Raw genomic sequence first — 21,502 nt, forward strand, 5'->3', positions numbered from 1 at the left:
TCGGCCCCGGCGGCCTTGCGTGATGCCGCGGTCCTGGTGCCGCTGGTGGACCGGCCGGATGGCATGACGCTGCTGCTGACCCAGCGCACGGCTCATCTGACCGCCCATGCCGGGCAGATCAGCTTTCCCGGTGGTGGTGTCGAGCCAGAGGATGCCGATGCCGAGGCCACGGCCCTGCGCGAGACGGAGGAGGAGGTGGGCTTGCCCCGCCACCGGGTCGAAATCATCGGCCGGCTGGACACCTATGTCACTCGTACCGGCTTCCGCGTGGTGCCGGTGGTGGCGCTGGTGCGGCCCCCCTTCATCCTCAATCCGGACCCCTACGAGGTGGCAGACGTGTTCGAGGTGCCGCTGGCCTTCATCCTCGACCCGGCCGCCCGCCGCCGCGAGTCGCGGGAATGGAAGGGTGCCTTGCGGCATTTCTGGGCTTTCCCGTACCAGGACCGCTACATCTGGGGCGCGACAGCCGGGATGCTGGTCAATTTCTGCGACCTGCTGGCCGGCCATGGCGAGACGGCGGTACCGGGGGAGGTGGCGTGATGCATCCGGTCCGCCAACTGGAACCCATCGGCCTCATGGCGGGCACCGGGGCGCGGCGGGTGCTGCAGGTCCTGATGCGCACCGGTCAGGAGGCCCGCTTCATCGGCGGCTGCGTCCGCGACGCCGTTCTGGGCGTGACGGCGGCGGATGTGGACATCGCCACGCCGCTGCCGCCGGACGAGGTGATGCGCCGTCTGAAGCAGGACGGCATCCGTACCGTTCCCACCGGCCTGAAGCATGGCACCGTCACCGCCGTCATCGACGGTGTGGGCTATGAGGTCACGACCCTGCGTCGCGATGTGGAAACCTTCGGTCGTCACGCCCGGGTGGAGTTCACCGACGACTGGGTGGAGGATGCGCGTCGGCGGGACTTCACCTTCAACGCCCTGTCGCTGTCGGCCGAGGGAGACTTGTACGACCCGTTCGACGGCCTTGCCGATCTGGAGGCCGGGCGTGTGCGTTTTGTCGGCGACCCGGTCGAGCGTATTCGCGAAGATGTGCTGCGCATCCTGCGCTATTTCCGTTTCCATGCCCGCTTCGGCCGCGGTGGGGCTGATCCGGCGGCCTTGGCCGCGTGTGCCGCGCTGGCTTCCCTGCTTCCCGGCCTGTCGGGGGAGCGGGTGCGGGCCGAGGTGCTGCGGCTGCTGCCACAGGACCGGGCGGTGGAGGTCTGGCGCCTAATGCTGGAGCAGGGGATTGTGGCCCATCTGCTGCCCCCGGCGGTGCGGGTGGAGCGGCTGGCCGCGCTGGACCGGCTGGAATGGATGCTGGGGCCGGCCGATCCCATGGCACGGTTGGCGGCCCTGTTGCCCGGCACAACCGATGCGGCTTGCGCCACGGGCGAGCGGCTGAAGCTGTCCAACGCCGAACGGGAGCGGCTGCTGGCCCTGTGCGTGCCGCCGCGGGCGGTGACGCCGGATCTGGATCTGCGGGGGCGCCGGCAGGCGCTGCAAACGCTCGGCCCGGACCTGTTCCGCGACCTGCTGCTGCTGGCGGCTGCCGACCAGGGCACGCCCGCGTCGGAGCTGTTGCAGCCGCTGGCCGAGGCCGCAGCCTGGATCGTCATTCCCTTCCCGCTGAAGGGGCAGGATCTGCTGGACCGCGGATTGCCGCCGGGACCCGCCATCGGCACGCTGCTGGCGGAGATCGAGGCGTGGTGGATCGAGCGCGACTACCGTCCCGGTCGCGACCTGTGCCTGGCCGAACTGGAACGCCGCCTGACGGCGGCGAAGGCGGGCTGACCGGCCCCCGGGAGCGGCTGGTGCATCAGGCCGGCTCCAGCTCCGCCACCCGGCCGGCCTCCAGCCGGAAGACCCGGTCCTGCGGCGCCGGCAGGGCGTTGCTCGCTTCCAGATCCAGGCCGCTGTACCAGCCGCGCAGCAGACGGCCCGCCATGCCGTGGCTGACGGCGATGGTGGGCCGGTCCACCGTCGCCATCCAGGCGGTCAGGCGGTCCAGCACCTGGGCGGCACTCTCGCCATCCGGGGCCAGGAACTGCCAGCCATAAGGGCCATAGCCGGCAAGCCAGGGATTGGCGGCCTCGATCTCGCGCCGGGTCATGCCCTCCCAGGCGCCGAAGGACACTTCGGCCAGCCGCGGGTCCGTCTCCACCGGCAGGCCCAGCCGCCCGGCGATGATGGCGGCCGTCATCTGGGTGCGGCCCAGCGGGCTGGCCACCAGCCGCACGTTGGACAGGCCGGCGATGGCCTGCTCCAGGATCGCCGCCACCAGGGCGGCCTGGGCGCGTCCACGGGCGGTCAGGTCGGAGTCGCGGTGGCCCTGGCAGCGCCCCGCCACGTTCCATTCGGTTTCGCCATGGCGGACCAGCCAGATGGGATGCGTCGGGATCACGGCCATTTCACCTCCGGCGGCAGGCTCATCAGGATGGCTTCGATGTTGCCGCCGGTCTTCAGCCCGAACAGCGTGCCGCGGTCATGGATGAGGTTGAATTCCACATAGCGGCCGCGGCGCACCAGTTGCTGTTCGCGCTGGTCCGCGGTCCAGGTGTCGTGCATGCGGCGGCGGACGATGCGAGGATAGACCGCCAGGAACGCCTCGCCCACGGCGCGGGTGAAGGCGAAGTCCGCCTCCCAGCGGTCGTCTTCGGCGCCGCCTGTGTCGAGATTGTCGTAGAAGATACCGCCGGCCCCGCGTGCCTCGTTGCGGTGGGGCAGAAAGAAGTAGCGGTCGCACCACGCCTTGAACCGGGCGTAATAGTCGGCGCCATGGGCGTCGCAGGCGGCTTTCAGGGCCGCGTGGAAGTCGGCGGCATCCTCTTCCGTCTCGGCCGAGTCCGGGAACATGGGCGTCAGGTCGGCACCGCCGCCGAACCAGCCGATCTGCGTCACCAGATGGCGGGTATTCATGTGGACGGCCGGTACCAGCGGGCTGCGCATATGCGCCACCAGGCTGATGCCGCTGGCCCAGAAGGCTCCGGTCTCGCCGGCGCCGGCGACGTTGGCGCGGAACTCCGGGCTGAAGCTGCCATGCACGGTGGAGACATTGACGCCCACCTTCTCGAACACGCGCCCGCGCATGACCGACATCACCCCGCCGCCGCCCGGTGCGCCGTCATGGTTGGCCCTGTCCCACGCGGTGCGCTGGAAACGTCCGGGCGGCAGATCGGCATGGGGACCGCCGGCCAGCTCATCCTCGATGGCCTCGAAGGCGGTGCAGATTCGGTCCCGCAGGGATTCGAACCAGCTGCGGGCGCGGTTCTGGCGCTCGGCAACGATCTCGGGGGCGGGCAGAGGTGTCGGCATGGGGCCTGTCGGGCTGGAACGGGACAGGGGCACACGCTTCCCACCGGGCGGCGCGGGCGTCAACCGTCAATGCGGGGCAGGGCGGAGCGATCGGGATCCCGATGCGCCGGATCCGGTTCGGGAAAGCCGCTGGTCTGGCGCAACGCCTCGCCCAGCACCATGCTGGCCGCCACCGCCAGATTGAGCGAGCGCACGCCGGAACGCATGGGAATGAAGACGCGGTCGGTGCAGGCTGCCGCCACCTCCGGCGGGGTGCCTGCCGTCTCCCGTCCCAGCAGCAGCGTGTCTCCGGGGCGAAAGACGAAGTCGGTGTAGGGGGCGCCCTGGTCCGTTTCCACCAGAACTGTTCGCCCGTGACGGCTGGCCTGGAAGGCCGCCCAGTTCACATGGCGAACCAATTCCGCCTGCGCGGCGTAATCCATGGCGCTGCGGCGCAAGCGGCGGTCATCCAGGATGAAGCCGCAGGGTTCAATGATGTCGATGGGGACGCCCAGACAGGCCCCCAGGCGGATCAGGGTGCCGGTGTTCTGGGGGATGTCGGGTTGGAACAGGGCGAGGCGCATGGGATCTCGTGCTTCACAACGTCGCATCAGGGCCGCGGCCGTGCCCTGGTGAGCGGGGTTTGGGGGATGGCCGTTGACGCCGGCCGGGCCCGCTCCAACTCAAGGCTGGCTGGGCCTGCAGCCTTCCCCCGTGGGGCATGGCGTCCGGTCTGCCCGGTCGGGTGGAGCGGCGGATGGCCGGCGGGCTGGTGAGCGCGGCAGATTGTCTGATCGGGGTGTCTGCTCCTGCTTCCCAACCCGCAAGGAGGGATGTATACCCACTAGCCGCGACCGGAGAAGCCTCCAGCCGCACCGTCCCCCATTGCCTCAGGGCGGGGTGCGTTGTCGATCCAACCATGCGGTGATCCATAAGATCGTCGTCGGGCACGGATCGGCCAGGGGCGGGGTGGGGAAGGAAACAGCCAGTCCGGAACAACAATGCCGTTTGGGCGCCGGCCGCGGTGACGGGGCCCAGTTCCTGAGGAGATGTAAGGTATGGCGGACACCATGCATGCGGGCGAGGGGCATACCCGCCGCGACTTCATCTATCTGGCCGCCGCCGCCACCGGCGGTGTCGCTGCCGCCTGCGCCTTGTGGCCGTTCATCCACAGCCTGAACCCGGCGGCCGATACGCTGGCCCTGGCCAGTGTGGAGGTCGATCTGGCGCCGGTGCAGCCCGGTCAGGCCATCAAGGTGATGTGGCGTGGCAAGCCGGTCTTCGTCCGCAATCGGACGGAAGAGGAGATCAAGGCTGCGCGTGACGTGAACATGGCCGAGTTGGTGGACAAGCAGACCGACGAGTCGCGTGTGAAGTCCGGTCATGAGAACTGGCTGATCCTGGTTGGCGTCTGCACCCATCTGGGCTGCATCCCGCTGGGAACCAACACGGGTGAGTCCCGTGGCGACTATGGTGGATGGTTCTGCCCCTGCCATGGCTCGCACTACGACACGTCCGGCCGCATCCGCAAGGGTCCCGCCCCGGCCAACCTCGCCGTGCCGACTTACGAATTCCTCACCGACACCCGCGTCAAGATCGGCTGAGAACGATCCAGGATAGGGAGTGCCCGATGGCTCACGCCCATACCTCCACATTCAAGAACCCGGTGGTGAACTGGATCGACCAGCGCCTGCCGATCTTCACGATGCTGGACAAGGAGTACGGGACTTTCCCGACTCCGCGTAATTTCAATTACTTCTGGAACTTCGGCGCACTGGCCATGTTCGTGCTGGCGACGATGATCGTCTCCGGCGTCGTGCTCGCCATGCATTACACCGCGAATACCGGGCTCGCCTTCAATTCCGTCGAGCGCATCATGCGCGACGTGAACTGGGGCTGGATGATCCGCTACATCCACGCCAACGGCGCGTCGATGTTCTTCATCGTCGTCTATATCCACATCCTGCGCGGCTTCCTCTACGGCTCCTACAAGAAGCCGCGCGAGTTGCTTTGGATCCTGGGTGTGGTGATCTTCCTGCTGATGATGGCGACCGCCTTCATGGGCTATGTGCTGCCCTGGGGCCAGATGTCCTTCTGGGGCGCCACCGTGATCACCAACCTGTTCTCGGCCGTCCCGGTGGTGGGTGAGAGCATCGTGACCCTGCTGTGGGGTGGCTTCTCCGTCGACAACCCGACGCTGAACCGCTTCTTCGCCCTGCACTATCTGTTGCCCTTCGTGATCTTCGCCGTGGTGTTCCTGCATGTCGCAGCACTGCACATCACCGGGTCCAACAACCCGCTGGGCATCGAGCCGAAGGGGCCGCAGGACACGCTGCCGTTCCACCCCTATTACACGACGAAGGATCTGTTCGGCCTCAGCCTGTTCCTGATCTTCTTCGCTGCGTTCGTGTTCTTTGCCCCGAATTATCTGGGCCACCCCGATAACTACATCCCCGCCGATCCACTGGTGACGCCGCCGCACATCGTGCCGGAATGGTACTTCCTGCCTTTCTACGGCATCCTGCGCTCCATCACCTTCAACATCGGCCTGCCCTTCAGCGAGATCGTGCTGATTCCGGCCAAGCTGGGTGGCGTCATCGCCATGTTCGCGTCGATTCTGATCTGGGTGCTGATGCCCTGGCTGGATCGCTCGCCGGTGAAGAGCTACAGGTTCCGCCCGCTCTACAAATGGTGGGTGCTGATGCTGATCATCGCCTTCGGCATGCTGCTCTATGCGGGCGGCAAGCCGGCCGAACAGCCCTATGTGCTGGTCGGCCAGATCGGCACCTTCCTGTACTTCCTGTTCTTCGTGGGCCTGCCCGTCATCAGCAGCATCGAACGTCCGCTGCCGCTGCCGACCAGCATCGCCCAGTCTGTCCTGGGTGGTGGGCGCGTTGCTGCCACCGCTGCCGCCAACCCGATGGAGAAGGCCTGATGCGTCGTCTTCGTTCCCTGATCGTCGCCGGTCTCCTCGGCCTGGCCGGCACCAACGGGGCTCTCGCTGCCGAGAGCGTCGTGCCGCCGCACCAGGAGTGGGCGCATGGTGGCGTCAACAGCTTCCTGTCGATGTTCAAGACCTTCGACTATGCGGCCGCCCAGCGTGGCTTCCAGGTCTACAAGGAAGTGTGCTCCGCCTGCCACTCCATGGATCTGGTGGCTTACCGCAACCTGACCGGCATCGGCTTTACCGAAGAGCAGGTCAAGGCCATCGCCGCCCAGTACGAGATCCAGGACGGCCCGAACGACCAGGGTGAGATGTTCACCCGTCCGGGTCTGCCGGCCGACCATTTCAAGAAGCCCTTCCCCAACAAGCAGGCCGCGGCGGCCGCCAATGGCGGCAAGGCTCCGCCCGACCTGTCGCTGATGGTCAAGGCGCGCGAGCATTTCGAGGATTACGTCTACGCCATCCTCACCGGGTACGAAGAGGCTCCGGCCGACCACCCGATCCCCGATGGCACGCACTACAACAAGTATTTCCCCGGCCATGCCATCGCCATGCCGGCGCCGCTGTTCGAGGACGGCGTCACCTATGCCGACGGCACCAAGGCCACCATCGCCCAGCAGGCCCATGATGTGGTGACCTTCCTGGCCTGGGCGGCGGAGCCGCATCTGGTGGATCGCCGCAGCACCGGCGTCAAGGTCATCCTGTTCCTGGTGGTCTTCGCCGGGATCATGTATGCCGCCAAGCGCCGCGTGTGGGCCGACGTCCATTGAGGGCGGCGGATCGAAAATGTGGAAAAGGGCGTCCCTCGGGGCGCCTTTTTTCTTTGTCTGCGCGTCGCTCCCTCCTCTGCGGCCGTTATCCGATGGCAGCGGAACGGGCATAACGTCGGCATGCCATCCGCTGACCGGAGGGGACACTGTTGGAAGCCGATGCCGCCATCACCCGCATCCTGCGTTTCTGGTTCGAGGAGGCGGGGCCGGCGCTGTGGTTCAATGGCGGCGATGCCTTCGATGCCCAGGTGACACAGGTCCTGGCAGCCGACCACGTCCGGGCCGTCGCGGGCGAGTTGGATCGTTGGCGGGACACGGCGGCGGGGTGCCTCGCCCTCTGCCTGCTGTTGGATCAAGCCCCCCGCAACATGTACCGGGGCACAGCGCGGGCCTTCGCCAGCGATTTCGCCGCCCTGGCCGTAGCGGAACATGCTGTGGCACGGCGATTCGATCTGGCCTTGGCGGAGGTGGAGCGGGTCTTCCTGTATCTGCCGTTCGAGCATGCGGAATCACTGGAGCAACAGCGGCGTTGCGTTCGCCTCTTCGCCGGCCGCGTTGCCGATCCCTCCTACCTCGATTTCGCCTGCAGGCATCTGGTCATCGTCGAGCGCTTTGGCCGCTTCCCGCACCGCAACGCCATCCTGGGGCGGGAAACCACGGCGGAGGAGGCGCAGTTCCTGGCGCTGCCCGGCTCCGGCTTCTGAGCGGGCCATTTCCGGCTGGCCTTCCGGGCCGGCTTGATATGATCTGGTAATGTCCCGTCCCAAGGAGCGCGCTGTCCATGTCCGTGCCATCCACCCTGTTCACCGGCGGCCTCGTCTTCGATGGGGAGCATTCGCCCCGGCCGGGGCTTGGAGTGCTGGTGGCAGACGGGCGGATCGCGGCGCTGGCCCCGGCGGCTACATTCGACGGCTTCGCTGGGCCGCGGGTGGATACTGGCGGCTGTACTCTGATGCCGGGCCTGATCGATGCCCATGTGCATCTGGCCATGGAGGCCACGGGCGATGTGGTGACGACGCTGCGCCAGCGTCCGGCGGCCGACCTGACCCTGCGGATGCTGGAGAATGCCCAGGCCAGCCTGTGCGGTGGCATCACCGCGGCCCGCGACTTGGGCGGGGTGGAGTGGGCGGAGGTCGCCGTCCGCAATGCGATCCGCGCTGGCCGGCACCTGGGGCCGGATCTGCGCTGTGCCGGCAAGGTGCTGACCATCACGGGCGGTCATGGCGCCTGGATCGGCCAGGAGTGTGATGGGCCGGAGGCCTACACCCGGGGTGTGCGCCTCAACGTCAAGAACGGGGCGGATTGCATCAAGCTGATCGCTACCGGTGGGGTGCTGACCGGCGGCGTCGATCCGCTGGCTCCCCACCCCAGCACCGAGGAGATGGCGGCGGCCGTGCGCATGGCCCGGGATTTCGGCATCCGGGTCGCGGCCCATGCCCAGGGGGTCCGTGGTATCCGCCGGGCGCTGGATGCCGGCGTGGACAGCATCGAGCATGGTTTCGAACTGCCGGACGATGTCATCGCCACCATGATCGAGCGGGGGACCTGCCTGGTCGGCACGCTGGCTTCGATGATGAGCCTGGTCGCCATGCTGGACGGGTTGCCGGCCTATGTCCGGGAGAAGGTGGAGCGGTTCAGCGCCCTGCATTTCGACAGTTTCCGCCGCTATGTGAAGGCGGGTGGGCGGGTTGCCCTGGGCACGGATGCCGGCACACCCGGCAACCATCATGGCGCCAACGCCGTGGAACTGCGCCACATGGTCGATCTGGGGATGACGCCCCTGGACGCCTTGCGCGCCGGCACCTGCATCGCCGCCGATCTGCTGGACCTGCCGGACCATGGACGCATCGCGCCCGGTGCAGCGGCCGACCTGCTGTTGGTGCCGGGCAACCCGGTGGAGGATATCGGTGCCGCCGCCGATTGCCGCCGCCACCGGGGTCTGTGGAAGGGCGGGGTGGATGTGCATGCCGCTCTGAGGCATCCGTCCGCCGTCCGCCGCCAGTTCGCCGCGGCACCCACACTGGCCGCGGCGGCCGGTTTCTGACCGGGCTGGAACCGGATCACCGCAGGTCTGTTGCCCTGTTGGTCTTTTGCACCTGCGAAGGACATATGCAGCGGCAGCCGGCGGTTCCCATGCCCGACAGGTCTTTTCCCGGAAGCGGTGCTGGTCCCACCGTTGCTCTGGTGCTGGGGGGCGGCAACGCCCTGGGCGCCTATCATGGTGGTGCGGCCTCCATCCTGGCCCAGGCCGGTGTCCGGCCGGACTGGTTGGTCGGTGCCTCCATCGGCGCGGTCACCGCGGCGATTCTGACCGGCAATCCACCGGATCAGGGGATCGAGCGGCTGCGGCAATTCTGGTTGGAGGCGCGCCAGCACACGGCCCCGGCCGTCGCCGATCCCACCGGATTGCTGCGGTACGGCTATCATGAGGCGCATACGCTGCTGGCCCTGCTGACCGGCAGGCCCACCATCTTCCGCCATCGCTTCCCCGGCCTGTGGTCGCTCTGGCCTGGCATGCCGGGGGATCTGGCCCTCTATGATCTGGGGCCGTTGCGCGCGACCCTGGAGCGGCTGGTGGATTTTGGACGTCTCAACAGCGGGGCCGTGCGACTGACCATCGGCTGTGTCGATCTGGAGAGTGGTGACGAGGTCTATTTCGACAGCCGGGAGCGGGAGATCGGCCCGGAGCATGTGCTGGCCAGCGCCGCCATCGCCCCCCTGTTTCCGCCGGTGGAGATCGCCGGGCGGCTGCATTGCGATCCGGGCTATGCCAACAACCTGCCCCTGGACGTGCCCTTCGCCGAGCCTTTGCGCCGGGATCTGCTGTGCATCGCCGTGGACCTGTTCAACCAGCGCAACCATCGCCCCGCGGCCCTGGATGCCGTGGTCGAGCGCAGCGCCGATATCCTGTTCTCCAGCCACGCCCGTCGCAGTGTTGCCGCTCTGCGACGGGAATTTGCGTTGCGGCAGAGGCTGGACCCCGGCGGTCCGGCCGCAACGCTGCTTTATCTGGCGCATCGCTCACCCGCTCATCAGAGGGCGGGCAAGAGCCTGGATTTTTCCCCGGCCGCCATTGCTGATCGCTGGGACGCCGGGCAGCGCGACATGCTCGCCGGATTGCGGCGCTTGGCCGACCTGCCGCCGGGACCGGACCGGTTCAGTTACCTGCCGGTGACACCGGACCCGACGGCCGACCCGCTCCAGGTTCTCAGCCCAGCAGCGCCGAGCTGATGTGGAACACGGCGTAGGATGCCGTATAGGCCAGCACCAGCATGTACAGGAACAGGATGGTCGGCCAGCGCCAGGAGTTGGTTTCACGCTTCACCACGGCCAGGGTGGCGATGCACTGCGGGGCGAACACATACCAGGCCAGCAGCGCCAACGCCGTGGGCAGCGACCACTGCGCGGCCAGCAGCGGTTCCAGGGCGCCGGCGGCGGCATCGCCCGTCTCGGCCACGGCATAGATGGTGCCAAGCGCGCTGACCATGACCTCGCGTGCGGCCAGCCCCGGAACCAGGGCGATGGCGATCTGCCAGTTGAAGCCGATGGGGGCCAGCACCGGTTCAAGCCAGTGCCCGATCATGCCGGCAAAGGCATAGTCGATGGCCGGGGCGGTGGCGTCGGCCGGCGGCGCCGGGAAGGTGCAGAGGAACCAGACGACGATGCTCAGCGTCAGGATGATGGTGCCGGCCCGCTTCAGGAAGATGGTGCCACGCTGCCACAGGCCCAGTGCCACATTGCGCAGGCTGGGCCGCTTGTAGCTGGGCAGTTCCATCAGGAAGGGTTCCGGCTGCTCGCGCCAGACCAGCCGCTTCAGCACCGCGGCCACCAGAAGGGCAGCCAGGATGCCGGTGGCATAGAGGCCGAACATGGTCAATCCCTGCAGGCCGAACCCGCCCCACACCGTCGTGTTCGGCACGAAGGCGGCGATGATCAGGGTGTAGACCGGAATGCGGGCCGAGCAGGTGGTCAGCGGTGCCACCAGGATGGTTGCCAGCCGGTCACGCTTGCTGTCGATCACACGGGTGGCCATGACGCCGGGAATGGCACAGGCAAAGCTGGACAGCAGCGGGATGAAGGCCCGGCCATGCAGGCCGGCCCCGCCCATGATCTTGTCCATCAGGAAGGCGGCCCGCGCCATGTAGCCGAAATCTTCCAGCAGGATGATGAAGAAGAACAGGATGAGGATCTGCGGCAGGAACACCAGAACACTGCCGACGCCGGCGATGATACCGTCCACCAGCAGGCTGCGCAGCAGGCCGTCGGGCAGCAGACCTCCGATCAGGGCGCCCAGATCGCCGATGCTCCCTTCGATCAGGTCCATCACCGGTTCGGCCCAGGCGAACACGGCCTGGAACATCAGGAACAGGATCAACAGCAGCACGGCCGTCCCCAGCACCGGATGCAGCAGAACCCGGTCGATGCGGCCGGTCAGTGTGTTGTCGGCAGGGCGGAACGAGCAGGCCTTCAGGATGCGTTCCGCCTCCCGGTGCAGGGCGCGCAACTCGCCAGCCTCCAGCGGGTGCCAGCTGTTGGAGCCACGGAGGGTCTCGCCGCCGAGGCAGAGCTTGTCGATCTCCTGCAGCAGCGCTTGGGTCCCGCCCCGGCGCACGGCCACGGACGGCACCACGGGCACGCCCAGCTCCGCCGACAGCCGTTCCACATTGATCTCGACGCCCTGGCGCTTGGCGATGTCCATCATGTTCAGCGCCAGAACCAGAGGCGTGCCGACGGACTTCAGCTCCAGCACCAGCCTCAGGACCAGCCGCAGGTTGGTGGCATCGGCGACGCAGACCAGGATGTCCGGTGCGGTCTCCCCGCCGCGGCGCCCCAGCACCACGTCACGGGTCACTTCCTCATCGGGGCTGCGGGCGCGCAGGGAATAGGTACCGGGCAGGTCCAGCACGCGCACAGGCCGGCCGGCCGGGGTCCGGAAGCTGCCTTCCTTGCGTTCAACGGTGACGCCGGCATAGTTCGCCACTTTCTGCCGGCTGCCGGTCAGGGCGTTGAACAGGGCCGTTTTGCCGCAATTGGGGCATCCCACCAGGGCTATGGCTGGGGCGGACAGATCGGCGGCGTCGGACGTCTGCGGCGGCGCGCCAGCGTGACAGGCCGTCATGCTCAACCCTCCTGGACCGTCACGATCACCAGATTGGCGTCCCGGCGGCGCAGGGCCACCGTGGTGTCATCGACACGGACGGCGATGGGGTCGCGGCCGAACGGTCCTTCATGCAGCAGTTCGATGCGGGCGCCCTCAATGAATCCCATCTCGATCAGCCGCCGTTCCAACTCATCCCGGTTGATGCCCGAAACGTCGACCGGGCTCAGTCCGGCAACATGTCCGCGCAGGCCACGCCGCCCGCCACCCAGGCGCACGGTCGAGGAGGTGTTGGTAAGCAACGACACGGGAGCACCACCACAGCAATCGGAAGCGAGTTGGCAATTGAGAACAAATCGCAGCCGGATGCAAGCGCAACTCTGTGACAAGGGGGATGGTTCAGCTCTGCGGCCGCTGCGGGTGTCCACTGGCTGGAACCCGGACAAGGCGTAAGGGGCAAATCCCCGGCACGCCGGCGTTGTATGGCCCTGCCCCTGTCGGCGGGCATGACCGTGGCCTCACCTGTGGCACGGTGCTCCCGGTCTTGACAGGGGGATGCCACGGGGACAAATCTGACCCGGCCGCCCTTCCAGGGGCGGTGTTTTCGATGCTTGTTCTCAGGGCAGGGTGCAATTCCCGACCGGCGGTATTCTCTCCAGCGCGGAGGGGGAGCCCGCGAGCGCCCGGGGCTTCGGTTCCGGGGTCAGCAGATCCGGTGCAAGGCCGGAGCCGACGGTTACAGTCCGGATGGAAGAGGACGAGCGGCCAGCAGGATCGGCCTTCCCGCAGGGGAGGGGCGGTCATCGTTGGTCTGCGCCGGCAGTACGGCATCCGCCGGTCCTGCCGGGTCTCCTTATGCGCCCTGATTCAGGCTCGCCCCACACAGGAGTGAGACCTTTGGATCAGATTATGACCGATTTTTCCTTCCAGATCGCCTCCACGCCGGACAACCTGCTGGCTGCTTTCGGCACGCCGGAACAGCGGGTGGCCCGGGCCATCGCCCAGATCCGGGCAGGTGGCGGCGTTATTGTCGTCGATGACGAGGATCGCGAGAATGAGGGCGACATCATCTACCCGGCCGACAGCCTGACGGTCGAGCAGATGGCCCTGATGATCCGCACCTGTTCCGGCATTGTCTGTCTGGTGCTGACCGATGAGCGTGCCCGGATGCTGGAGCTTCCGCCTATGGTGGACAGCAACAATTCCCGCTACGGCACGGCCTTCACCGTATCCATCGAGGCCAAGCAGGGCGTTACCACTGGCGTTTCCGCCGCCGACCGCGTCACCACCATCCGCACGGCGGTGGACCCGGCCTGCCGGCCGGAGGATCTGGCCCGTCCTGGCCATGTCTTCCCGCTGCGGGCCAATGCCGGAGGGTTGGCCGCCCGCCGTGGCCATACCGAGGCCACGATCCATCTGATGCAACAGGCCGGCCGCCGTCCGGCTGGGGTGCTGTGCGAGGTGATGAACCCCGACGGCACCATGGCCCGTCTGCCGGAGCTCGTGCGCTTTGCCAAGGAGCATGCCATGCCGCTGGTCAGTATCGAGGATCTGCTGGCCTGCGCCGGTCGGGCTCAGGCGGCCTGAACCGGGCCGCATGCACAGGACAAGTTGATGGCCGGGGGTGCCCGCCGGGTGACGGTGGGTCCCTCAGCCCCTGTTGACCAGGGCTGTGAATGCCTCGTCCGCCAGGGACATCAGCACCACATCCTCCTGATCGGCGCCCAGGGCACGGTAGAACAGCTGGCCCCGCACATTGGTCCGGCGCATGTGCCAGGCCAGCCAGTGCCCGCCCTCGTCGCGGGCCAGTCGGGCGGCGGCGGCCATCAGGGCCGTGCCCACGCCGTGTCGCCGCGCCAGCGGTTCCACGTAGAGATCCTCCAGCACCAGTCCCGGCGTGGCGCTGACGCTGTCATAGCCGTGGGTCAGCAGCACGATCCCGGCTGGGCGGCCATCCCGTTCGGCCAGCAAGGCGCGGAACAGAGGCAAGGGGCCAAAGCCGTCGGCGCGGAATCGCTCCGGCGTCAGCGCCGTCCGCCCCAGCCCATCCTCCAGGCAGAGGGACGCGATCAGAGCGGCAGCGGCCTCCGCATCCTCCGGCGTGGCCAGCCGGACATGGTGGCCGCCGACAGGGTGACCGCCGGTCGTACTCGCGGCCCCCACGTTCTGGCTCACGCCGCGACCAGCTTGTCCATCTCTCGCAGGATGGTGTCGGCCATGACCGAAGTGGAGCATTTGGCCATGCCGGGCTGCATGATGTCGCCGGTACGCATGCCGGTTTTCAGCACATTCTCCACGGCCTGCTCCAGCAACTCGGCCTCGGTCTGGAGGTCGAAGGACCAGCGCAACGCCATGGCGAAGGACAGCATCATGGCGATGGGGTTGGCGATGTCGCGGCCGGCGATGTCCGGGGCGGAGCCGTGGACCGGCTCGTACAGGGCCTTGCGCTTGCCCTGGGCGTCGGCGGCGCCCAGCGAGGCGGAGGGCAGCATGCCGATGGAGCCCGTCAGCATGGCCGCCTCGTCCGACAGCATGTCGCCGAACAGGTTGTCGGTGACGATGACGTCGAACTGCTTGGGGTTGCGCACCAGCTGCATGGAGCATGCGTCGGCCAGCATGTGCGTCAGCGTGACGTCGGCATATTCGGCCTTGTGCAGGGCGATGACCTCCTGCCGCCACAGCAGGCCGGACTCCATGACATTGCCCTTCTCCACCGAACAGACGGTGTTGCCGCGCTTGCGCGCCAGCTCGAAGGCGATGCGGGCCACGCGATGGATCTCGTGGGTGTCATAGATCTGGGTGTTGATGCCGCGGCGCTCGCCATTGGGCAGGGTGCTGATGCCGCGCGGCTCCCCGAAATAGACGCCGCCGGTCAGCTCGCGCACGATCATGATGTCCAGGCCGCGCACCACCTCGGGCTTCAGGGTGGAGGCGTCCACCAGCGCATCGAACACCGTGGCCGGGCGCAGGTTGGCGAACAACTCCATCTCCTTGCGCAGGCGCAGCAGGCCGGCCTCCGGGCGCTTGTCGAAGCCCAGCGCGTCCCATTTCGGACCGCCCACCGCCGCCAGCAGCACGGCATCCACGGCCAGGGCGCGGGCCATGGTCTCGTCGGTCAGCGGTACGCCGTGGGCGTCGATGGAACAGCCGCCCACCAGCCCCTCTTCCACCTTGAACTCGATGCCGCGCCGCTTGCCCAGCCACTCAATGACCCGGCGCACCTGGCGCATGACCTCGGGGCCGATGCCGTCGCCCGGCAGGAGAAGGAGGGAACCCGCAACCGACATTTGCTACCTCTGTCTCTCATCATCTGGCCGCGGACCGGCGGCCCTGTCGTCATCTCAGTGAAGATCTACGCCCGGTCAGGGCCGGGCGCAAAGCGCACATCCACTCAGGATGCCCAAAGCCAGGGTTGGGTCGCGCGCTGCGCCGCCTCGAACCCGTCGATCTCTCCGGCATTGCGCAAGGTCAGGCCGATATCGTCCCAGCCATTCAGCAGGCATTGGCGCCGGAACGGCTCCACCTCGAAGGGCACGCTGCCGCCATCGGGCAGATGGATGGTCTGGGCGTCCAGATCCACGGTGAAGGTGGCGTTGGCGCCGTTGTCCGCCGCGTCCATCAGCCGGTCGATGACAGGTTGAGGCAGGACGATGGGCAGCACGCCGTTCTTGAAGCAGTTGTTGAAGAAGATGTCGGCGAAGCTGGGGGCGATGACGCAGCGGATGCCGTAATCGGCCAGAGCCCAGGGTGCATGCTCGCGTGAGGAGCCGCAGCCGAAATTGTCACCGGCGATGATGATCCTGGCCCCCTTGTAGGCCGGGCGGTTCAGCACGAAGTCCGGCTTTTCGCTGCCATCCCCGTTGAAGCGCAGGGCGGCGAACAGACCTTCCCCCAGACCGGTGCGCTTGATGGTCTTCAGATAGCGCGCCGGGATGATCATGTCGGTATCGACATTCATCAGCCGCAGGGGGGCGGCGACACCGGTCAACTGCGTGAACTTGTCCATGATCTTGACGTCCGTGCATCGGAATATGCCACAGCACCATGCCACAGCCGGATGCTGTGGAAAATACGCAAGAGACTTGCGCAGACCTGACCTGCGACGAAACATAGCGACTCCGAGCGTCGCCTGTTCTGCCAGCAGGTGGGGCCGCACGCCGCGGGGACACGGCCTGGCCACGATCTGGTCCGGCGGACATACTCGGCGTAGAGTGGGCTGGTGGGAGCGATCCAGCGCGGAGAATGCCATGCGCCTGTTCCGGGTGATCCTGGGTGTGACCGACATTGATGCGGCGAGCACCTTCTATGCCGCGCTTCTGGGCCAGCCGGGCCGTCGGATTTCTCCGGGACAGCAGTATTTCGATGTGGGCCGATCGATCCTGGCCTGTGTCGACGGGGCGGCGGAAGGTGGCGCACCGGTCCCCGCTGCGGCGGCCCCGCTGGCGCTGGCCGTGCATGATCTGGAGACTTTCCTGGCCCGTGCCCGCACGGCCGGCGCCCGCTTCGATGCGGAGCCGATGCAGGACCTGCCGGAAGAGGCCGGCAGCGGTGAACGCAGCTTCCATTGCTGCGATCCCTGGGGCAACCGGCTGGTCTTCGTGGAAGCCGGGACAGAGTTCACCGGCGCCTGACCGGATTTTCCCTGCGGACATCCTTGGCCGCTGCCCCCGACCTTAGCAGGGGGGCATCCTGCGCAATTGCGCCAAGCCTCTGATCGATATACAAAGTTTGACAGAACAATGAACCGCTTGCCCAACGGTCCGGATGAAGGCCGGGGTGCGGTTCTCGGGAGGCAACGGCGCATGGGTGGAGCGGTCGGGTCGTCATGGCGCGTCAGCAACGGGACGGGCCATGCGGGGACGTAGCGCACAGGATCTGGTCGGCGGTCTGGCCCTGGTGGCCCTGTCGGTTCTGGCCTTCAGTCAGATCAGCGATCTCGACATGGGGCGGGCCGCCCGCATGGGGCCGGGCTATTTTCCGACCCTGCTGGCGGGAGGTGTCGGCCTCTTCGGAGTTTTCATCGCCGGGCGCGGTCTGATCGTCGCCGGTCCGGGCCTGGATTCCTGGGGCTGGCGCCATCTGCTGCCGGTCATCGTCGCCATCATCTTCTTTTCCTTCGCCATCCGGCCGCTGGGCATGGTGGTGGCCGGCACTGGCATCGTGCTGATCGGCTCCTTCGCCGCGCCTGACCTGCGCTGGCGCGAGACGCTGCTGTTCGGTGCCGGTCTGGTGCTGTTCACAGTGCTGCTGTTCAAGGTCGCCCTCAACCTTCCGCTGGCCATCTGGCCCAGGTTCTGATGGATCAGGTCTTCAGCAATCTCGCGCTCGGGTTCGGTGCGGCGGTCACGCCCATCAATCTCGGCCTCTGTTTCATCGGTGCGCTGGTGGGAACGCTGATCGGCGTGCTGCCCGGCCTCGGTCCCATCGCCACCATCGCCATCCTGCTGCCCATCACCTTCTATCTCGACCCGCTGGGCGCGCTGATCATGCTGGCCGGCATCTATTACGGTGCCCAGTATGGCGGCAGTACCACGGCCATCCTGGTCAACATGCCGGGGGAGACCAGCAGCGTCGTCACCACCCTGGACGGGCACCAGATGGCACGGCAAGGACGGGCGGGGCCGGCCCTGGCCATCGCCGCCCTGGGCAGCTTCTTCGCCGGTTCGGTGGCCACGTTCCTGGTGGCCCTGTTCGGCCCGCTGCTGGCGGGCATCGCCCAGAAATTCGGCCCGGCCGAATATTTCTCGCTGATGCTGACGGGCCTGGTCGGCGCCACCGTGCTGGCCAGCGGCTCGGTGGTGAAGGCCGTGGCCATGATCCTGGTCGGGCTGCTGCTGGGATCGGTCGGTTCCGACATCGAGACGGGGGAGCCGCGCATGACCTTCGGCATCCCGCAGATCGCCGAAGGCATCAACTTCACCACCCTGGCCGTGGGCCTGTTCGGCATTGCCGAGATCCTGCGCAACCTGGAGAAGCATGCGGAGGATCGCAGTGTGCTGGGTGGCCGCATCATCGGGCTGATGCCGACCTGGCGCGACATCAAGCAGTCCGCCCTGCCGGTGCTGCGGGGCACCGGCATCGGCTCGGTCCTTGGCATCCTGCCGGGCAATGGCGCGGTGCTGGCGCCCTATGCCAGCTACACCTTGGAAAAGAAGCTGTCGAAGACACCGTCACGCTTCGGCAAGGGCGCCATCGAAGGCGTGGCCGGGCCGGAAAGCGCCAACAATGCCGGCGCCCAGACCAGCTTCATCCCGCTGCTGACCCTGGGCATTCCGCCCAACGCCGTCATGGCCATGATGGTGGGCGCCATGACCATGCAGGGCATCATCCCCGGCCCTACGGTGATGACCGAAAATCCCACCCTGTTTTGGGGCATGATCGCCAGCATGTGGATCGGCAACGCCATGCTGGTCATCATCAACCTGCCACTGGTCGGCATCTGGGTGCGGCTGCTGCGGGTGCCTTACCGGCTCCTGTTCCCGGCTATCCTGCTGTTCTGCTGCATCGGCGTCTACACCATCAACAGTTCCCATGTGGACGTGCTCTTGGTCGCCCTGTTCGGCCTTGTCGGCTACTTCCTGTTGAAACACGGATTCGAGCCGGCGCCGCTGCTCCTGGCCTTCGTGCTGGGACCGCTGCTGGAGGAGAATCTGCGCCGTGCCCTGCTGATCGCCCGCGGCGACCCGGCGATCTTCATCACCCGTCCCATCAGCGCCTTCCTGCTTCTGGTGGCCGTCGGGCTGTTGGCGGTCGTGCTGCTGCCGTCGGTGCGCAAACGGCGCGAGGAGGTCTTCCACGAAGAGGACTGAGACCGCCGTCATTATCAACGAACAATCCCGGGAGGACCTCATGCGTCTGAAGACATTTGCCGTCGCCGCCGTGGCTCTGGTCGCCGCGGCCGGATCGGCCTTCGCCCAGTCCTTTCCCTCGCGCCCCATTACCATGGTGGTGCCTTTCGCCGCCGGCGGTCCCACCGATACCGTGGCCAGGCTGGTGGCCCAGTCCATGAGCGAGACGCTTGGCCAGCAGGTGGTGGTGGAGAATGTCGGCGGGGCCGGCGGCACCCTTGGCGCCGCCCGCGTGGCCAAGGCCGACGCCGACGGCTACACCCTGCTGCTGCACCATATCGGGCAGGCGACATCGGCCACGCTTTACCGCAAGCTGCCCTACAACCCGGCCACGGACTTCGCCGGCATCGGCCTCGTCACCGACGTGCCCATGACCATCGTGGCCAAGAAGGAGTTTCCGGCCAAGGACCTGAAGGAACTGGTGGCCTATGTGAAGGCCAATGCCGACAAGGTGACCCTGGCCAATGCCGGCGTCGGCGCGGCCTCCCATCTCTGCGGCATGCTGTTCATGAAGGAGATCGGGACCCAGCTGACCACCGTTCCCTACAAGGGCACGGGTCCGGCCATGAATGATCTGGTGGGCGGACAGGTCGATGTCATGTGCGACCAGACCACCAACACCACGGGCCAGATCAAGGGCGGCGCTATCAAGGCCTATGCCGTGACCACGCCGACCAAGGTGGCCTCACTGCCGGATCTGCCCACCACCAAGGATGCCGGCCTGCCCGGCGTGCAGGTGGCGGTCTGGCACGGTCTGTATGCGCCCAAGGGCACCCCGGCCGATGTGGTGCAGAAGCTGAACGGCGCCCTGCTGGCCGCCTTGAAGAACAACACAGTCAAGGCCCGGTTCGCCGAGTTGGGCACCGAGCCGGTCAGCGCTGACCGCGCCACGCCGCAGGTGCTGGACGCGTTCGTCAAGGCGGAGATCGAGCGCTGGCGCCCCATCATCCAGGATGCCGGCGTCTTCGCGGACTGATCGATGCTTCCGTCAGTACCCTGCCGGTGGTCTTCCCGCCGGCAGGGTCGCATCCGGACTTGCCTTTTCCGGCGGCCCACGCGAAACCCCTGTCCTCGGCCGCCATCGCGGCCCCGATGGACGCGTTCGATGACCAGCCGCAAGGGTTCCCATAGCCGCCCGCCCGTCCCACCCTCCGGCAGCGCCCGCCGGCCGACCCTGACCCTCGGCAGCAATCCCGGTGCCGGAGCAGAGGCCGGTGCGGCTGCCGCCGAGGACGCGCGCCGGACGAGGCCCCTGCGCATCGCCGGACTGGCGGCCGTGCAGGCCCTGTTCGCCCGTGACCCCGACCGGGTGGAGCGGCTGTTCTACGAGGACCGGCTGAAGGGCGAGGTGGGGCCGTTCTGTGCCCATCTTGCGGCCCGCCGCCGCCCCTACCGTCTGGTCGGGCCGGAGGAGATGGAGAAGGTGGCGGGCACGCCGCTGCATGGCGGCATCGTCGCCGTGGCCGCGCCGCGCCCGGTCCTGCCCTTCGATCTGGCGGACGCCTCCCGCTGGGCCGCCGCAGGGCATCCGCTGCTGCTGCTGGACGGGGTCGGCAATCCGCACAATCTCGGCGCCATCGTGCGCACGGCCGCCTTTTTCGGGCTGGAGCGGCTGGTGCTGTCCGACCATCCCGGCCAGGCCCTGCCGTCGGACTCCGCCTACCGCGTGGCCGAGGGCGGCTTCGAGCATGTCACCCTCTACCGGGCCACGGGCTTCGCCGGGGTGCTGGCTGCGCTGGGCGGCGCCTACCGCACCATCGGCACCGCCCTTGGCGGCCATACGCCGCTGGAACAGTTGCTGGCCGCGCCCACCCAAGGAAAGCCCGTGGCCCTGGTTCTGGGCAATGAGGAGCAGGGTCTGCCCGCACCCACCCAGGCTGCCTGTGCCGCTTTGGCCACCATTCCCGGCAGCGGCCGGGTGCAGTCGCTGAATGTGTCGGCGACCGCCGCCATCCTGGCCTATCTGCTGACGCGGGGCTGAGGGACGGGCCGATGGCACGGGTACTGCTGCTGAACAAGCCCTATGATGTGCTGTGCCAGTTCACCGATGAGGGAACCGGCCACGCCACACTGAAGGACCATGTGGACGTGCCGGGCGTCTATCCCGCCGGCCGGCTGGATCGGGACAGCGAGGGGCTGGTGGTGCTGACCGATGATGGCGGGCTGATCGCCCGCATCAGCCAGCCCCGGCACAAATGGCCCAAGACCTACCGCGTGCAGGTGGAGGGCGATCCGGCCGACGCCGATCTGGCGCCTTTGCGCACCGGCATCACCCTGAAGGACGGGGCCACCCTGCCGGCGGAGGTGCGCCGTATCGACGAACCGGCTGGTCTGTGGCCGCGCACGCCGCCGGTGCGCTTCCGCAAGTCGGTGCCCACCTCCTGGATCGAGATCGTGCTGCGCGAGGGCCGTAACCGCCAGGTCCGGCGCATGACGGCCGCCATCGGCTTCCCCACGCTGCGCCTGATCCGCTGGTCCGTGGGCGACTGGACCCTGGAGGGGCTGGCCCCAGGCTGCTGGCGCGCGGTGCCGATGCCCGTCCGCCCCGGACGCTGACGGCC

General features: G+C 67.7%; 23 protein-coding genes and 1 riboswitch. Of the genes, 15 read left to right on the forward strand and 8 right to left on the reverse strand.

From position 1 onward, the window contains the following. The first annotated feature begins 15 nt into the window (after positions 1-15). Together DK368_RS08065 and DK368_RS08070 are read left to right on the forward strand one after the other, a co-directional pair. Positions 16-540, forward strand: a complete 525-nt coding sequence (locus DK368_RS08065; RefSeq protein ID WP_420818889.1) for a CoA pyrophosphatase — start codon at positions 16-18, stop codon at positions 538-540. Further along, entirely contained in the window at positions 540-1,781 is a 1,242-nt protein-coding gene (locus DK368_RS08070) for a CCA tRNA nucleotidyltransferase (protein ID WP_114393404.1), read from the forward strand. Before DK368_RS08065 ends, DK368_RS08070 begins: the two co-directional genes overlap by 1 nt. 25 nt (positions 1,782-1,806) lie before the next feature. Here DK368_RS08070 and DK368_RS08075 read toward each other — a convergent pair whose 3' ends face one another. Genes DK368_RS08075 through DK368_RS08085 form a run of 3 tightly spaced genes read right to left on the reverse strand, consistent with a single transcriptional unit; the run spans position 1,807 to position 3,865 of the window. Further along, complete coding sequence (locus tag DK368_RS08075; RefSeq protein WP_114393405.1) at positions 1,807-2,397, reverse strand: histidine phosphatase family protein; 591 nt, start codon at positions 2,395-2,397, stop codon at positions 1,807-1,809. Further along, positions 2,388-3,302, reverse strand: a complete 915-nt coding sequence (gene hemF / locus DK368_RS08080) for an oxygen-dependent coproporphyrinogen oxidase (RefSeq protein WP_114393406.1) — start codon at positions 3,300-3,302, stop codon at positions 2,388-2,390. The genes DK368_RS08075 and hemF overlap by 10 nt, the downstream gene beginning before the upstream one ends. Positions 3,303-3,361: 59 nt before the next feature. Further along, on the reverse strand, positions 3,362-3,865 hold the full coding sequence (locus DK368_RS08085) for a tRNA (cytidine(34)-2'-O)-methyltransferase (protein WP_114393407.1): 504 nt from the start codon (positions 3,863-3,865) through the stop codon (positions 3,362-3,364). Between the two features lie 474 nt (positions 3,866-4,339). Here DK368_RS08085 and petA point away from each other — a divergent pair, with 474 nt between their 5' ends. From petA to DK368_RS08115, 6 genes are all read left to right on the forward strand, one after another. Beyond that, positions 4,340-4,885: a ubiquinol-cytochrome c reductase iron-sulfur subunit gene (gene petA / locus DK368_RS08090; RefSeq protein WP_114393408.1), complete on the forward strand. Its 546-nt coding sequence runs from the start codon at positions 4,340-4,342 to the stop codon at positions 4,883-4,885. A 26-nt stretch (positions 4,886-4,911) separates the two neighbouring features. Further along, the gene (locus tag DK368_RS08095; protein WP_114393409.1) at positions 4,912-6,216 is read left to right on the forward strand and encodes a cytochrome b; all 1,305 of its coding nucleotides are present in this window, start codon (positions 4,912-4,914) and stop codon (positions 6,214-6,216) included. Beyond that, a complete protein-coding gene (locus DK368_RS08100; protein WP_114393410.1) occupies positions 6,216-6,995 on the forward strand; it encodes a cytochrome c1 in 780 nt (259 codons plus the stop codon). Before DK368_RS08095 ends, DK368_RS08100 begins: the two co-directional genes overlap by 1 nt. A 149-nt stretch (positions 6,996-7,144) precedes the next feature. Further along, on the forward strand, positions 7,145-7,699 hold the full coding sequence (locus DK368_RS08105; RefSeq protein ID WP_240002395.1) for a DUF924 family protein: 555 nt from the start codon (positions 7,145-7,147) through the stop codon (positions 7,697-7,699). A gap of 77 nt (positions 7,700-7,776) precedes the next feature. Next, a complete protein-coding gene (locus DK368_RS08110; protein ID WP_114393412.1) occupies positions 7,777-9,039 on the forward strand; it encodes a metal-dependent hydrolase family protein in 1,263 nt (420 codons plus the stop codon). An 89-nt stretch (positions 9,040-9,128) separates the two neighbouring features. Next, positions 9,129-10,226, forward strand: coding sequence for a patatin-like phospholipase family protein (locus tag DK368_RS08115; protein ID WP_114393468.1), 1,098 nt, complete (start codon positions 9,129-9,131; stop codon positions 10,224-10,226). Here DK368_RS08115 and feoB read toward each other — a convergent pair. Together feoB and DK368_RS08125 are read right to left on the reverse strand one after the other, a co-directional pair. Further along, complete coding sequence (feoB, locus tag DK368_RS08120) at positions 10,204-12,114, reverse strand: ferrous iron transport protein B (RefSeq protein ID WP_114393413.1); 1,911 nt, start codon at positions 12,112-12,114, stop codon at positions 10,204-10,206. The two genes, DK368_RS08115 and feoB, sit on opposite strands and share 23 nt — an antisense overlap. A 2-nt stretch (positions 12,115-12,116) precedes the next feature. After that, positions 12,117-12,401 carry a FeoA family protein gene (locus DK368_RS08125; protein WP_114393414.1) on the reverse strand — a complete coding sequence of 95 codons (285 nt, stop codon included), beginning with the start codon at positions 12,399-12,401 and terminating at the stop codon, positions 12,117-12,119. 301 nt (positions 12,402-12,702) lie between these two features. Further along, a riboswitch (FMN riboswitch) is annotated at positions 12,703-12,856 on the forward strand. 146 nt (positions 12,857-13,002) lie between these two features. Between DK368_RS08125 and ribB the strand changes: the two genes are divergently transcribed. Next, on the forward strand, positions 13,003-13,680 hold the full coding sequence (ribB, locus tag DK368_RS08130; protein ID WP_114393469.1) for a 3,4-dihydroxy-2-butanone-4-phosphate synthase: 678 nt from the start codon (positions 13,003-13,005) through the stop codon (positions 13,678-13,680). A 63-nt stretch (positions 13,681-13,743) separates the two neighbouring features. On the opposite strand, the gene DK368_RS08135 is transcribed toward ribB, so the two are convergent. The 3 genes from DK368_RS08135 to leuD all read right to left on the reverse strand — a co-directional run bounded on the left by DK368_RS08135 (position 13,744) and on the right by leuD (position 16,099). Beyond that, positions 13,744-14,268, reverse strand: coding sequence for a GNAT family N-acetyltransferase (locus DK368_RS08135; RefSeq protein WP_162305928.1), 525 nt, complete (start codon positions 14,266-14,268; stop codon positions 13,744-13,746). Continuing rightward, complete coding sequence (gene leuB, locus DK368_RS08140) at positions 14,265-15,380, reverse strand: 3-isopropylmalate dehydrogenase (protein WP_114393416.1); 1,116 nt, start codon at positions 15,378-15,380, stop codon at positions 14,265-14,267. The genes DK368_RS08135 and leuB overlap by 4 nt, the downstream gene beginning before the upstream one ends. A gap of 104 nt (positions 15,381-15,484) precedes the next feature. Continuing rightward, positions 15,485-16,099: a 3-isopropylmalate dehydratase small subunit gene (gene leuD, locus DK368_RS08145; protein WP_114393417.1), complete on the reverse strand. Its 615-nt coding sequence runs from the start codon at positions 16,097-16,099 to the stop codon at positions 15,485-15,487. Positions 16,100-16,340: 241 nt separating this feature from the next. On the opposite strand from leuD, the gene DK368_RS08150 reads away from it, so the two are divergent. From DK368_RS08150 to DK368_RS08175, 6 genes are all read left to right on the forward strand, one after another. After that, positions 16,341-16,724 (forward strand): VOC family protein, encoded by a 384-nt coding sequence (locus DK368_RS08150; RefSeq protein ID WP_114393418.1) that lies wholly within the window; start codon positions 16,341-16,343, stop codon positions 16,722-16,724. A 220-nt stretch (positions 16,725-16,944) separates the two neighbouring features. Next, positions 16,945-17,391, forward strand: a complete 447-nt coding sequence (locus DK368_RS08155; RefSeq protein ID WP_162305929.1) for a tripartite tricarboxylate transporter TctB family protein — start codon at positions 16,945-16,947, stop codon at positions 17,389-17,391. Beyond that, positions 17,391-18,902, forward strand: a complete 1,512-nt coding sequence (locus DK368_RS08160) for a tripartite tricarboxylate transporter permease (protein WP_114393420.1) — start codon at positions 17,391-17,393, stop codon at positions 18,900-18,902. Before DK368_RS08155 ends, DK368_RS08160 begins: the two co-directional genes overlap by 1 nt. 40 nt (positions 18,903-18,942) lie before the next feature. Further along, entirely contained in the window at positions 18,943-19,917 is a 975-nt protein-coding gene (locus DK368_RS08165) for a tripartite tricarboxylate transporter substrate binding protein BugD (protein WP_114393421.1), read from the forward strand. Between the two features lie 129 nt (positions 19,918-20,046). Then, entirely contained in the window at positions 20,047-20,922 is an 876-nt protein-coding gene (locus DK368_RS08170) for a TrmH family RNA methyltransferase (RefSeq protein ID WP_114393422.1), read from the forward strand. Between the two features lie 11 nt (positions 20,923-20,933). Further along, on the forward strand, positions 20,934-21,497 hold the full coding sequence (locus DK368_RS08175) for a pseudouridine synthase (protein ID WP_114393423.1): 564 nt from the start codon (positions 20,934-20,936) through the stop codon (positions 21,495-21,497). Positions 21,498-21,502: the final 5 nt, after the last annotated feature.

It is taken from the genome of Oleisolibacter albus, assembly GCF_003336875.1.
Taxonomy (GTDB): domain Bacteria; phylum Pseudomonadota; class Alphaproteobacteria; order Azospirillales; family Azospirillaceae; genus Niveispirillum; species Niveispirillum album.

Bases quoted from the DNA above. Each gene is read 5' to 3' on its own strand.
- DK368_RS08070 (WP_114393404.1), top strand. From the start codon at position 540: ATGCATCCGGTCCGCCAACTGGAACCCATCGGCCTCATGGCGGGCACC.
- DK368_RS08075 (WP_114393405.1), bottom strand. From the start codon at position 2,397: ATGGCCGTGATCCCGACGCATCCCATCTGGCTGGTCCGCCATGGCGAA.
- hemF (WP_114393406.1), bottom strand. From the start codon at position 3,302: ATGCCGACACCTCTGCCCGCCCCCGAGATCGTTGCCGAGCGCCAGAAC.
- DK368_RS08085 (WP_114393407.1), bottom strand. From the start codon at position 3,865: ATGCGCCTCGCCCTGTTCCAACCCGACATCCCCCAGAACACCGGCACC.
- petA (WP_114393408.1), top strand. From the start codon at position 4,340: ATGGCGGACACCATGCATGCGGGCGAGGGGCATACCCGCCGCGACTTC.
- DK368_RS08095 (WP_114393409.1), top strand. From the start codon at position 4,912: ATGGCTCACGCCCATACCTCCACATTCAAGAACCCGGTGGTGAACTGG.
- DK368_RS08100 (WP_114393410.1), top strand. From the start codon at position 6,216: ATGCGTCGTCTTCGTTCCCTGATCGTCGCCGGTCTCCTCGGCCTGGCC.
- DK368_RS08110 (WP_114393412.1), top strand. From the start codon at position 7,777: ATGTCCGTGCCATCCACCCTGTTCACCGGCGGCCTCGTCTTCGATGGG.
- DK368_RS08115 (WP_114393468.1), top strand. From the start codon at position 9,129: ATGCCCGACAGGTCTTTTCCCGGAAGCGGTGCTGGTCCCACCGTTGCT.
- feoB (WP_114393413.1), bottom strand. From the start codon at position 12,114: ATGACGGCCTGTCACGCTGGCGCGCCGCCGCAGACGTCCGACGCCGCC.
- ribB (WP_114393469.1), top strand. From the start codon at position 13,003: ATGACCGATTTTTCCTTCCAGATCGCCTCCACGCCGGACAACCTGCTG.
- leuB (WP_114393416.1), bottom strand. From the start codon at position 15,380: ATGTCGGTTGCGGGTTCCCTCCTTCTCCTGCCGGGCGACGGCATCGGC.
- leuD (WP_114393417.1), bottom strand. From the start codon at position 16,099: ATGGACAAGTTCACGCAGTTGACCGGTGTCGCCGCCCCCCTGCGGCTG.
- DK368_RS08150 (WP_114393418.1), top strand. From the start codon at position 16,341: ATGCGCCTGTTCCGGGTGATCCTGGGTGTGACCGACATTGATGCGGCG.
- DK368_RS08155 (WP_162305929.1), top strand. From the start codon at position 16,945: ATGCGGGGACGTAGCGCACAGGATCTGGTCGGCGGTCTGGCCCTGGTG.
- DK368_RS08160 (WP_114393420.1), top strand. From the start codon at position 17,391: ATGGATCAGGTCTTCAGCAATCTCGCGCTCGGGTTCGGTGCGGCGGTC.
- DK368_RS08165 (WP_114393421.1), top strand. From the start codon at position 18,943: ATGCGTCTGAAGACATTTGCCGTCGCCGCCGTGGCTCTGGTCGCCGCG.
- DK368_RS08170 (WP_114393422.1), top strand. From the start codon at position 20,047: ATGACCAGCCGCAAGGGTTCCCATAGCCGCCCGCCCGTCCCACCCTCC.
- DK368_RS08175 (WP_114393423.1), top strand. From the start codon at position 20,934: ATGGCACGGGTACTGCTGCTGAACAAGCCCTATGATGTGCTGTGCCAG.